Origin of the sequence: Microvirga ossetica (genome assembly GCF_002741015.1) — a bacterium.
GTDB lineage: Bacteria > Pseudomonadota > Alphaproteobacteria > Rhizobiales > Beijerinckiaceae > Microvirga > Microvirga ossetica.
This window is the reverse complement of record NZ_CP016616.1, coordinates 2,944,734-2,957,151: the sequence shown is the minus strand read 5'-3', so window position 1 is coordinate 2,957,151 and position 12,418 is coordinate 2,944,734. Positions and strand designations below refer to the sequence as shown.

The window sequence follows — 12,418 nt, the reverse complement described above, 5'->3', positions numbered from 1 at the left end:
CGCCACGATCAATACCGTCTCGTCGCTAAATACCGGCGACATGGACCATTCGAGAGGACTTCAGGCCCGCACACCTACAGGGTCACCGCGTCAGGGTACTCTCCAACCCAATGACATCCTCCAGATTGCCGGGATGGAAGTCACTGTGGCTATCGCTGAGAGTCAGGGGCTCATCGAGAAAGACGTAAGCGGTCGCTATGTCCTAGTCCCTGATCGTCCGTCGCAGATCCTCGCTGAGAACACACCTCAGGAAAGCCCGGAGGACCAAGGGGAAGCCCTCAGCGACGCCGCAGTGGAAGCCGATCTTGCCGCCCTCGTGCAAGCCTCTACGTCCTCCACACAGTTCGCAATCCTCGGCCAGTTGGTTAGCGACGGAGAAGTGAACCCCAACACAATGAGCCGTGTCTCCTCTGAACTCGGTATCCATCCCCAGGAGGCTGAAGCCCGCTTGGGCAAGGTTGTCGAGGGCTTCAAGGCACAGGCCATCAGCACCTTCCACCAAGCTGGGATTGAGGATGCTGACGAGTTTATCTCTTGGGCACAGCAGCATCGTCCTGAGGACTTCAAGGCAGCGATGCGCAATCATGGCGTTGAACGGTCAACCCGTGGGTATCAGCCGCTTGTGCAGGAGTACCTGTCAACGATTGCCGATAGGGACCCTGAAGCGATTCTAGAGGCTCAACTGGGTAGCGGCATTACGGCGACCAAGCAGGGAAGTACCGTCATTCTGACAATCCCCGGTGTTGGTCAAGTTGATTACAAAACGGCAGTCCGTGAGCGACTGATTACCGTGAGGGGATCTTAAATTGTGTGATCCTTTATAAGCAGGTTACGGACTAACCAGTCCGCACCGTTCAGAGGGGGGGCTTCTTCGAGCCGATAAAGAGCAGTGCTCTCGTATTATCTCGGGAGACTCCAAACGCCATTGGTGGTGGAGGTAAGGGCTCTGTGGAGAACCCTATCCCTGCGACCGAAAGGGCCGAATGAAGGGGACCAACGTTAGGACTCCCCAGACGGTAGGGGGCATAAACACCAAAGAAAATCCGGTCAGGGTAAGTACGTGCCTCCATTGAGATTTGCCAGCCAGCCTGAGTGAATGCCTCTGCAAACTGCAATGATAAGGACAGGGCCTCTGGATCGTTAGCGGTATAGGCCAATGTCACTGCACCAGCCTCTGGTAAGGAAGCTCTGAACTTCTCGACTGTGCTTGCCGATAGTGATCGCCACGCAAGAGTACGCCGAAGTTCTTCTTGCTTTAAACGTGCCTCAGCTGCCTCCTTCTCCAGGCTTGCTGCACGTTCCTTTGCTACCGCTGCATCAGCGAGAGCCTGAGCGGTGCGCTCCTCCGCCTCCGCCTTATACTGATTAAAGGCCCTGTCTTTCTCAGCGGAGACTTCAGCAGAAAACTTGAGCTGATAGTAGCTTGCAATCCAGCTAACAATCCCGGCAAAGGCCGCGAAAGCCATTGCCCAAATACGAATATCGTTTGCCCACGAAAGGGCAGTTCCAGCGGAGACCCCAAACATGCTTGTTCTCTTTTTTGGTGGATTTTGCGCCACTGTTATTCTCGTTTGCGCTGTCGGAATGAGTATAGAGCATAGGCGGAATCGTCAGGAGAATCCTTACCTATCCGCGCCAGATGCTTCTCCTAGCATTTAACTTCTGATTACTTAAACAGGATGCCGAACCTTCTCCACCCACTCCCTCAACTGTGCAGCCTCTCTCCCCTGAGAGTAGATCCTATACGTGATCCCTAACGGGGCATGGCCGACCAACCTTGCGGCGATAGCCTCAGGGCAGTCAGCCCTCTCAAGCGCGGTGGTGAACGCCTTACGGAGTGAATGGAAGGTCTTGCCCTCTGGCATCTTGATTGGTCATGCCTTGGCATAGGGAACTACCGAACAGCCATTGGGGAAAGCGTCTTGGGTCACCTTGGTGATCTGAAGACATAACTCACCATTATCACTCCTCGAAAATCGTCACTCCTGAAGCCCACTGAGGTCCGTCCTTGGTGGGCCTTTCTTCATTTGAAGGGTAGCTCATGCTCTACACGACAGAAGTTCATGCTTCAGGGGACGCTGCCGGTCGTCTCCACATCCTCACCAGATCGGGCGATAGCTGGCCCATCATCGTGGGAAGCAGGTGGCGTGGGAGCATTCGGACCTGGAAGGCGTGGGAATAGAGCAGGGTCTGCTGCCGGCGTTCTGACATCAGCAAGGCACGGAGCGAAAAGTGCCTCGACGCTTCGGGGGGATGGCTCAGGACACCGTGGAGCCCCATCCGTAGAGAGACTGTATAGCGCAGCTAGGGTATAGATCGCACCGCAAGCGTAAATAGCTAGATTTGCAACACCCCTCATTGGGCTGCCTCCGCTTAGGAAGGCAATGCGCTGTCCGTTGATTGGTTCAGCAGGATATAGAATGTCCGCGATTCAGAATCTCCCCCAGTGACCCAACGATGTCTGGGGCAGCGGCCTCCTGTGGACGGCCCTCGTCACTTAGAGGATCTTAACCTCTTTCTATGCCCTTAGCCCCTCCCCTGTTCCCTCAGGACCAAGCGATTTCACCGAACGAATTGTTGAGAAGCCCATGACGAACGTCACAACGAACCAAGCTATTATCTTCACGGATGGCGCTTGCCTTGGAAACCCAGGACCGGGAGGCTATGCCGCCGTGGTCACCATTGCAGGACAGGAGCAGGTCATCGTGGGACGCGACCCGACCACCACGAACAACAAGATGGAAATGACGGCAGCCATCAAGGCGCTTGAGGCTGTTCCTCAGGGGACCCCCATCGTAATCCATAGCGACAGCCAGTACGTGATTAGGGGAGCGACTGAGTGGCTCCGTGGGTGGAAAGCCAAGGGCTGGCGCAAGGCTGACGGTAAGCCGGTCATGAACCAAGACCTCTGGCTAGAGATAGACAGGCTAATCCAAGGCCGGAAGATCACTTGGCAATGGGTCAAGGGTCATGCAGGGCATGAGCAAAACGAGCGTGTTGATGGACTTGCTAATACTGAGGCTCAGATGGCAGCTATGGCAATTGGGTTTGCCGGACGAGCAAGGTAGCGACTTGCCTGTAGTTTAACGAAACCCCTCTCAGAAACCAATCACGGCGGCTGAGAGGGGTTTGGTGATCTATGGGTTTGTCCGGGTATTTTGTCAGTACGTCTTGCTTTTACTCTTAGGCGACATTGTATCTGGTCATTCAAGTAAGAGCATGTGAACGGCTGAGACCTTACCTCAGAGGCTATCAAGTAGCTTGTCTCTAGCCGCGACCCAGGGTCAATTCAAAATGCGCTGGCCTAGCGTGAACATAGATACATGGAATATTTCGTGGCACCACCACGTCTATGAGCATTAGGCTGGCAGTAACAAGCTGGACTGTTCCCCGGGGGCTTCGATCAACGGGAGGAAACTGATGGCTACAGCATACCGCGTGATCATGACAGGCAGTCAGGAGGTTCCACCAAGGAGTACATCGGCGCGAGGTCTCGGAACCGTGATCTTCGACGATGCGGCTCTCACGGCATCCTATACAATCCGAGTCACTGGACTTGATTTTGGACCTGTGCTTGGCAGCTCAGCCCAAACGCCAGACATGGGCGACGATGTCACAAGCTTCCATGTCCACAATGGAGCAAGAGGTGTCAACGGAGATGTGGTGTTCGGCCAGATCAACCCAAGCCACGATGCTGACGATCTAAGGATTACTCCCAATACGGACGGATCTTGGACCGTTAGGGGACGGTGGGAAACGACCGACCCAGCCAATGTCTCTATTTCAACCTTCGCCAGTCAACTCGACACGGCTCGAATTGGGTCGGATGTGCCGCTCTACTTCAACGCTCACACCGAGGAGTTTACCGGTGGCGAGATCCGCGGTCAGTGGGTTGCCATCGCGAACGATCGCAGCAATACGGTGCGGGGAACCACCGGTAATGACTTCCTGCCGGGACTTGACGGCAACGATCGCATCCTTGGTAGGCAGGGCGATGATCGGTTGGACGGTGGGCGTGGCAACGACCGGCTGTTTGGAGGAAGCGGAAACGACACCTTGTTGGGTGGTTCAGGAAACGACCGGTTGGCTGGGGAAGGTGGCAACGACCGACTGCTAGGAGGAAGCGGCAACGATTTCCTTGAAGGGGGCAGTGGCAATGACAGTCTTGTCGGAGGCAGCGGTAGTGACGCGCTGAGGGGAGGCAGTGGCGATGATCGACTGGACGGTGGGCGTGGCAGGGACATCCTCAACGGGGGCTTGGGGACCGACTTCCTCATTGGGGGCAGCAGCGCGGATGCTTTCAGGTTCAGCACTGCACTGGGAAGCAGCAACATTGATACGATCCAAGGCTATAATGCTGCTGCCGATACGATCTTCCTTGAGAACTCTGTCTTCACGGGCCTCTCAGCAGGCATCTTGTCGCGCAACGCCTTCCGCATTGGGATTAGCGCAGGCGATGCGACCGACCGCATTATCTATGATGATCAGACTGGGGCCTTGTACTTCGATGCGGATGGCAGCGGCACCGGTTCAGCCCAGGTGCAGTTCGCAAATCTCCTCGGAACTCCAACCCTAACGAGGTTTGACTTCCTTGTATTCTAATCCAACGGGTACGATCCGCCGCTGCTGGATACAACCCACATAGTTAGCGGCAGCGGCGGATCCTCTCTTGTAATTGCTAGGGTACATGGCAGCTTATCCGAGTTGCACCACCGTCCGTCTGGTCGGCTTAGCCCAGGCTTACAAGGGTCAACCAGGGATTGGCCACAGCATGATCGGGATAGGGATGGATGGGCGTGTTAGCCGTATCCGCGCCGCTGGTAAGGATAGTCTCGCCAACGACCTTTGATCCCCGCTGCAAAAAGTCTCTGAGCCTATCGCTCAACCCTCGTTCAGCCCATTTCTCCTGTTGGGGTGGTCTCGGCTTGTCACAACGGTTGTCACAGTGAGTGTGACAAACAGAGAGAAAAGCCGCTGAGGGAGGGGACAGCCAAGACCTCTTGCTTAGCTCAGGAAAGCTGGTAGCCTACCCAACGTAACGGACTGATTTGTCTGCTATTTCTGAACTTCCGCCGCTTGGTTCGATGGAATCGACCGGGGCTGTAGCTCAGATGGGAGAGCGCTGCAATCGCACTGCAGAGGTCAGGGGTTCGATTCCCCTCAGCTCCACCAAGTTTTTCAATGACTTGCATGGATTGCTGCCGAGCTGGGTAAGCCAAGCGGCGCAATTTCAAACTCAACTCGGGCTCCAGGCAGGACGCTGGCACTCCGGCGCTGGGAAGGGCACTACCTAGCGCCTTCTTACAGTTCCAGACTGAATCGCGCGCCGAATTCGGATGCGCGGCAGCCTGTCATACACGGCATAGATCAGGCCGCTGTCAGGGAGTTAATCCCCGTGCGCCGTTAGGATTATACCCTTGATTTCCGATTTATTCAGGGAAGAGGTTTAGACTTAGGCTCTGATATCCCTTTGGTTGGGTGGGGATCATGTCAGCCGAACGCAAAACTCAGTGGACTCATCGACTTGAACATCTACACGCCCTGAGAGAGCGCTTTACGGCTGCCCGCCAGTACGACCGTGCCTATGAAACCTACCTCGCCATTCAACACGTCTATGATCTCTGGGCGGATGAGATGTTCCGTTCGCGCGGGTAGCTCTTTGGAGCTCATCGCGTCACCCGACTTGCTCCTGAGCATCGAGCTTGTCTATCGGGGGGCGCTCGGTAAACCCCTCCTCAGGCATGTCTGTGGAAAGCCTGCGAAGAAAATGGCTGACGATCCAGGCCGTATGTCAGGAAATCCTTAAAATGGCGGGGTCAGCCCTTCACATCGGTCCCTGGTCGATCATCGCCTTGCGCGACCTCCTCGTGCCAAGCTCCTGCCGGATCCTGATACTCGATCGGCTCTGTCGCGCCAGGAACCTTCTGCTCGGCGGCCGCTCGTTCTGCTGCATCCCGCGCCTGATCATGGGTTGGGAATGCTTCTGAAAAGACGTCCCCCACTTTGTAAGCCCATCCACCGTCGTGCTCTACAATCTGATAATGGACATCGGCCACGGCTGTTCTCCTGAGGTCTCTCCTAGCTGAACAGCATTCCGGCAGGGAGGTTCCGGACGCCCATGCAACTCGTCACTTGGCGAGCTTACTGACTGCCTTCCAGGCTCTCGACGTCAGACTTACGCGTCTCCGGCAGATCGAAGAGTTCCTTGGCGCCTTCACCGGAATAGGTTCTGATCACGGCGTGCATGGCTCGGTCCTCCATTGAGCGTTTCTGCGAATGACACAGACGATTGCCCCGGATCGCGCAGGCGACTGTGCGCTTTCGGACAAGGCGCCTCCAAAACGTCGCTCATGAGCAGGGAGGGCGATGATGGCAGCGCGTCATCGCGAGCTGGTCCCAAAAGGGTGTTTATCGACACGGGACGGAAGTAGGCCAAGGGTCCGCTTAGGACAGGAACACCAGACCTCCTGGAAGGGCAGGTAATTTCGCAGCCTGACCCAAGGTGGACCACCCTGTGCGCCGGCATCAGGCAGCATGGTATCCGTCCCTGGCCGCAAGGCACGACAGCCTAGGTGATGGCGGTATCCTTCGATGCATCGTGCTGTGCGCCCGGCAGGACAGCCACCGCTTCGCGTTGCACCGAGGAGGCGACCTTCCCGGCCGGCGGCCCTATCCCTCCTCGTCCAAGAGCCAACGGACCTTGAGAGAGGACGCTGGTGCGGATGGCGCCGCCGCGGCGTCCAGGTCAGGGCCGGCCAGCGCCTTCCTCATGGAAAACCGCAGGATGACACCGAGCGATGCGGCCAGCGGAATGGCAATGAGCAAGCCCACGAAGCCGAACAGATAGCCGAAGGCGAACAGCGCAAACATCAGCCAGACCGGGTTGAGCTTGACCCGGCTGCCGATGATCCGCGGCGACAGGACATAATCGGCGATCGTTTCGCCGAGCAGGAATATGCCGGCCACGACAGCCAGGGGTGTCCAATCGGGCCAGAACTGGGCGATGGCAACGCATGCCGCGACGACGAAGCCGACGCAGAGCCCCAGATAGGGGACGAAGCTGATCAGGCCGGCGGTGAGGCCGATCAGGATGGCATGGTTGAGCCCGGTCAGCCTCAGAGCCCCTGCGTAGAACACCGCCAGGATCAGGCAGATGACGATCTGCCCGCGCACGAAGCCGGCCACCGTGTCATGGATCTCCAGCACGACGATACGGACGTCCTCGCGGTGTTTGGCCGGGACCCAGCCGTCGATCGTCGCGATCATCCGGTCCCAGTCCGCCAGCAGGTAGATGCTGACGATCGGGACCACGACCAGCAGCGAGAGAAGGGAGAACAAGGCTTTCCCGCTCGACCATGCCGAGCGGACAAGGTCATCGAGCCAGGCACTGCTCATTGCCGCCACCGTGTGAGTGGCCGTTTCCTCGATCCGGAGTTCCTGACCCATGATCGTATGCAGCCAGGGCCGGCCCGTGTCGGCGGCGAGAGACTGGACCCGCGCGACGTAGCGCGGGAACTCATCGATGAAGAACCGCAACTCGCCAATGAGGGCGGGGAGCATCACCAGCACCAAGCCGACGAAGCCGACCGCCAGCACCAGGATGAGGATCAGGGCGGCCAATCCGCGATTGATCCCGATCCGCTCCAGCCCGTCGACGGCCGGGACGAGCAGGTAGGCGAGCGTCATGCCGACCGCGAACGGCAGCAGGATTTCACGCAACAGCACCAGCGTCACCAGCGCAATGACGGCGATCGTGATCCAAAAGACGGTGGGGCGGGCAATCGTCATTGCGTCCCTCCCGAGCAGGGTCCGTTGCGGACTCCATCAGGGCGCGACTGGAACGATGACCTCCCGTCGCGCCTCACGACATCATTGCGCGATTGACACCGCGGCGCTGAAGAGGCCATCGAGGGTGCGGACCATTCAGTAGCACGGCCCATAGGGATAATAGCCGCACAGGCCGCCGCCACCATATCCAAGGTCAGGGTACGCCGCCTCGGCCGCTCCCATCGCGGTCCCGGCGGCAAGGCCAGCCGCCACCCCGGCACCCGCCCCATACCAGGCACCATGATAGACGGGGGCGTGCCAATAGCGGCCGCCGGCCCAGGCGCCGCCACGGTAGCCGCCAAAGCGCGCGGCGTCGAAGCCGCCGGCATGAAAACCTCCAAAGCCGCCCGCGTGGAAGCCGCCGCCGCCGAAGGCGGCGAAGCGGTCGATGAACAGTGCAGCCGGTCCGCTCGATCCGGCCAGACTTCCCTCCAGCACCACGACGTCGAAGGTCAGGTTCCCGCCTTCGAGCTTCGGCGTCTTCAGCGTCACCACGGCATCGCTGACCTTCGAGCCGTCGCCGCCCAGGACGGACACGGTGGCGTTGGGCGGATCCTTGGCGAAGCTGTCCTTGCCTTCATCCCACTGCATGATGAACTGCTCGGTCATCACGTGACCGGCCGCCCGCACCGGCCGATCGGCGAAGACTATCGAGTTCGGCGCCACGCCGGTCAAGATCAGCTTGCCGCCCTCCAGCTTCGCGCCCGCCGCGTTGAGCACGGCGAGCGAGGGGACCGGACCCGTCGGCGTGGTCTGGCCGATGCTTTTCTCGAGCGGCACATGGGGCTTCGTCGCCGCGTCCTGGGACAGCGCGATGCCTGGCGTGAGAAACAGTCCACCAACGAACAGAAGGTTGGACGCGCGGTGCTTCACGGACATGGTTCATCTCCTCGATTGGGACCTACGTTGAGAGCAAAGCCGGTGGGACAGAGCCTGCCCGTCGGCAAGACCACTGTCGGTGCGGTCTGCTCTTCCGCTCGGATGCGGTGCGTCCGGACGGAGTTCTTGGGCATCCGGGCTTTAGGCAGGGACGCCATGTACGCTTGGACACGTTACGCGCACGAGCAGGCATTGCTTGACCGGATGCGCCATCGGCTTGACCGATCGGGACAATCCCGTTGGCCTCCGATCAATCGAGCTTCTCGACCCGGGCTGCCATGTCGGGCGTGAGGCGCATCCGGTAGGAGGCGTTGCCGCACCGCAGGTTCCACACGATCTCATCCGGCTGCGAAAGCTGGGCATCCCGTTGCGCCGTCACAGGTTCATCGCAGCGATAACCCTGCAATCGCAGTTGCGCCGCCAGGGTTTCCGGCGGCGTCGCCTGGGCCGCCGCATCGCGACTGCCGGAGACGAGGAGCGCAACGGTCAATGCTCCGATGAGAATTCCATGCCACGCCATCAGTCGACCTCATTGATTGCCCGCACCCTGCTGGCGGGTTCCTATTCGAACGGGAAGATGCGCTTCCAATCGTTCCTCATGCTGATCACCGACCATCCGTCCTTCCTGGCCTCGCCATAGAGTGCGGCGGTGAGGGCGCCGACCTTGGTGTCGGGCAGGCCCGCGGCCGGGCCGTAGGCGTATTCGCGGGTGGCGTCATCGTGCAGAACCAGCATCTTGAGCCGGGCGCCGGCACCCGCATCGGTCCATTCCAGCATCTCGCGGTCGCCGTTCGAGTTGCCGAAGGCCGCCTGGGGACGGCGGCCGATCATCAGGTGAATGCCTTCGGGCTTGCCAGCGTTGTTGTCGTTGAGCAGCAGCTTCGGCTCCTTGGTCAGGAACGGCTTGCCGTCCTGGCCATAGCCGTACTTCGTCGCGCCGGCGGTGCCGACCACCTGCTCGGGCGGGATGCCGTAGACCCGTTCCGAATAGATGCGCACGAAGTCCTGGCCGCCGCCGGTCACGATGTAGGTCTTGTAGCCGTTGTCGCGCAGATGGCGCAGAACTTCGAGCATCGGCTGATAGACCAGCTCGGTGTAGGGACGCTGCCAGCGCGGATGCCGGGCCGTTTCGAGCCAGCGCAGCGCCTCGGCGTTGAACTCGTCGACCGACATGCCGGTCAGCGTCGCGGCGAGAATGATCTCGAGGTCATGCATCGACAGCTTCGCCATCGCCTCCCGATTGCCGGAGAGAACGGTCTTGAAGGGCTCCGCATTCCTGAGTTCCGGCCGCTTCGCCACCACCGCCGGGACGCGATCCAGGCAGTAGACCACCTGCGAGTACATCGGATGCTCGACCCACAGCGTCCCGTCCTGGTCGAAGGTTGCGATGCGTTCCTCCGGACGGACGTAGCTCGGGCTGGCCTGGTCGGTGGTGACCCGCACGAAGTCGAGGATGGCCTGTTTCGCCGCCCCATCGTTCCACGACGGCAATGGGCTGCCCGCGGCCGGCGCCTGCGCCGCCGCGGGGACGGGACGAAGCAGCCCGGGCAGGACAGGAAGCACGGCCAATGTCGAGAGCATGACGCGGCGGTTGATGCCGGACGGTGTGATCGGATCCATGTTCAATCCCTTTCAGATGCATGCATGACCTGGTTGAGGAGCCCGAGAGGCGAGTGTCGGCCCCCGCCAACCCGGCGTCAGAAGTCGTCGGAGCTGTCCTTGCAGCGGTAGCCGATGAAGCATTGCGGGTTGTTGGAGCTCGGCACCCAGGCCGGCTCGGGGAACTGGCCGACCAGGCATTCCGCGCCGCTCCTGACGAAGCGGGCATAGGTCTGCGGGCTGGTGTCGAGGACGACCGCGCCGTCCCGCAGGACGAGCTGGCGGTTGGCCCCGCAGGTGCGTTGCGACGTCGGCGGTCCGACCTGCGCCGTCGCTGTCGTCGCGGTCGCCAGGGTGAGAGCGAGGGCCGGTAGCAGGATCCTGATCATGATGTCCTCCATAGGCTCGAAATGCGATTCATCGGTTCGCATGAGCTAGTTGCTCGATGGCGGGTTCCTGAGCTTCTCCATCGCCTGCTCGACTGAGAACGAGCCGGGTTTCTGACGCGGCGGGAACTGCTGGAAGCTCGCCAAGTGCTGCGCGACGAGCGCCTGCGCCGGGACGAGCACGAAGGCATGCTCGATGAACCATCTCACGTAATCGCCGGCCTCGTGCTGGGCCCGCTCGAACGGATCGGAGCGCAGGTTGAACAGCATCGGCAGGCGCAGTTCCACCATCGGCTGCTGCCACACGTCGAACCCCTCCGCCTTCTGTTCCAGGAACGCCGCCTTCCACTGCTCGTAGCGCAGGCCCGCAAGGTTGCCGTCGTCGGTCCAGTAGAAAAACTCGCGGCGCTTGTTCGGGCCTTTTCGGCCGAGCAGGTCGCGCTGGTCATAGCCGTCCAGGTGAACCCGGAAGGTCTTGCCCGCGGCCTCATAACCTTGCAGGAGCTTGTTGTTGATGTCCGGTTCGCCGGCCGCTGCCACAAGCGTCGTCGCCCAGTCCTCGGCGGAGACGATGTCGTTGATCTCGGTTCGCGCCGGCACCTGTCCGGGCCACCGGATCATCGCCGGGACGCGGTAGCCGCCTTCCCAATTGGTGTTCTTCTCGCCCCGGAACGGCGTGGTGCCGCCGTCGGGCCACGAGAAGGTCTCGGCGCCGTTATCGGTGGTGTAGATCACGATCGTGTTGTTGGCGATGCCGAGATCGTCGAGCTTCTTCAGGAGCTGACCGACCTGTCCGTCGTGTTCCACCATGCCGTCCGGATAGATCCCGAGCCCGGTCACGCCCTGCGACTCCGGCTTGAGGCGCGTCCAGATGTGCATGCGGCTCGGATTGAACCACAGGAAGAACGGCTTTTGATCGCGATTGGCGCGATCGACGAAGTCGAGCGAGGCCGCGAGGAATTCCTCGTCGATGGTTTCCATGCGCTTCTTGGTGAGCGGCCCGGTGTCGTCGCATTTCTGTTTGCCCCAGGGGCCGAAGCGCGGATCGTCGCCGGGGGTGTTGGTGGCCGTGGCAGTGCACTTCAGAACGCCGCGCGGTCCGAACTGCGCCCGGAAGGCGGGGTTTTTCGGATAGTCCGGATGCTCGGGCTCATCCTCGGCATTCAGGTGATAGAGGTTGCCGAAGAACTCGTCGAAGCCGTGCACCGTCGGCAGGAATTCGTTGCGATCGCCGAGATGGTTCTTGCCGAACTGGCCCGTCGCATAGCCTTGCGGCTTGAGCAGGTCGGCGATCGTCGGATCCTTCTCCGACAAGCCTTCCTTCGCGGCCGGCAATCCCACTTTCAGAAGTCCCGTTCGCAATGGACTCTGCCCGGTGATGAACGCGGCACGGCCGGCGGTGCAGGATTGCTGGCCGTAATAATCGGTGAAGACGGCGCCTTCGTTGGCGATGCGGTCGATGTTCGGCGTGCGATAGCCCATCATGCCGCGGTTGTAGGCGCTGATGTTCCAGAAGCCGATGTCGTCGGCCATGATCACGACGATGTTGGGTTTCTGAGGCTGCGCGGCCGCCGGCGTCGCCATCACGGCCGCGGCCGACACCAGAAGTCCGAGCCCTAGGTTCCTCATCGTGCGCATTGTCGTTCCCTTCGATCGCGGGTCGCTTTCCTGCGGATGCCGAGGTCGCAAGACCCCGGCGTCTCTCGTCGGAGCCGGATGAGCGGCCC

At 60.5% G+C, this 12,418-nt stretch carries 11 protein-coding genes and 1 tRNA gene; 4 read left to right on the top strand and 8 right to left on the bottom strand.

Annotated elements, in window-relative coordinates; genetic code table 11:
- Positions 1-133 precede the first annotated feature (133 nt).
- Complete coding sequence (locus tag BB934_RS14030) at positions 134-805, top strand: hypothetical protein (RefSeq protein WP_099510180.1); 672 nt, start codon at positions 134-136, stop codon at positions 803-805.
- A gap of 49 nt (positions 806-854) precedes the next feature.
- Here BB934_RS14030 and BB934_RS14025 read toward each other — a convergent pair whose 3' ends face one another.
- Positions 855-1,526: a hypothetical protein gene (locus tag BB934_RS14025; RefSeq protein WP_157934164.1), complete on the bottom strand. Its 672-nt coding sequence runs from the start codon at positions 1,524-1,526 to the stop codon at positions 855-857.
- 1,062 nt (positions 1,527-2,588) lie between these two features.
- On the opposite strand from BB934_RS14025, the gene rnhA reads away from it, so the two are divergent.
- The 3 genes from rnhA to BB934_RS14005 all read left to right on the top strand — a co-directional run bounded on the left by rnhA (position 2,589) and on the right by BB934_RS14005 (position 5,172).
- Positions 2,589-3,068, top strand: coding sequence for a ribonuclease HI (gene rnhA / locus BB934_RS14015; protein WP_099510177.1), 480 nt, complete (start codon positions 2,589-2,591; stop codon positions 3,066-3,068).
- Between the two features lie 352 nt (positions 3,069-3,420).
- Entirely contained in the window at positions 3,421-4,602 is a 1,182-nt protein-coding gene (locus BB934_RS50455) for a calcium-binding protein (protein WP_099510176.1), read from the top strand.
- 494 nt (positions 4,603-5,096) lie between these two features.
- A tRNA-Ala gene (locus BB934_RS14005) sits at positions 5,097-5,172 on the top strand.
- Between the two features lie 644 nt (positions 5,173-5,816).
- Here the strand turns inward: BB934_RS14005 and BB934_RS14000 are convergent.
- From BB934_RS14000 to BB934_RS13970, 7 genes are all read right to left on the bottom strand, one after another.
- Complete coding sequence (locus tag BB934_RS14000; RefSeq protein ID WP_099510175.1) at positions 5,817-6,056, bottom strand: DUF2188 domain-containing protein; 240 nt, start codon at positions 6,054-6,056, stop codon at positions 5,817-5,819.
- 613 nt (positions 6,057-6,669) lie between these two features.
- Complete coding sequence (locus BB934_RS13995) at positions 6,670-7,788, bottom strand: AI-2E family transporter (RefSeq protein WP_099510174.1); 1,119 nt, start codon at positions 7,786-7,788, stop codon at positions 6,670-6,672.
- Positions 7,789-7,923: 135 nt separating this feature from the next.
- The gene (locus tag BB934_RS13990; RefSeq protein ID WP_099510173.1) at positions 7,924-8,706 is read right to left on the bottom strand and encodes a hypothetical protein; all 783 of its coding nucleotides are present in this window, start codon (positions 8,704-8,706) and stop codon (positions 7,924-7,926) included.
- Between the two features lie 250 nt (positions 8,707-8,956).
- Positions 8,957-9,226, bottom strand: a complete 270-nt coding sequence (locus BB934_RS13985; RefSeq protein WP_237049969.1) for a hypothetical protein — start codon at positions 9,224-9,226, stop codon at positions 8,957-8,959.
- Between the two features lie 41 nt (positions 9,227-9,267).
- A complete protein-coding gene (locus BB934_RS13980; protein ID WP_237049968.1) occupies positions 9,268-10,326 on the bottom strand; it encodes an HAD family hydrolase in 1,059 nt (352 codons plus the stop codon).
- A gap of 77 nt (positions 10,327-10,403) precedes the next feature.
- Positions 10,404-10,694, bottom strand: coding sequence for a hypothetical protein (locus tag BB934_RS13975; RefSeq protein WP_099512847.1), 291 nt, complete (start codon positions 10,692-10,694; stop codon positions 10,404-10,406).
- Between the two features lie 45 nt (positions 10,695-10,739).
- On the bottom strand, positions 10,740-12,329 hold the full coding sequence (locus BB934_RS13970; RefSeq protein ID WP_099510172.1) for an arylsulfatase: 1,590 nt from the start codon (positions 12,327-12,329) through the stop codon (positions 10,740-10,742).
- Between the last annotated feature and the right edge of the window lie 89 nt (positions 12,330-12,418).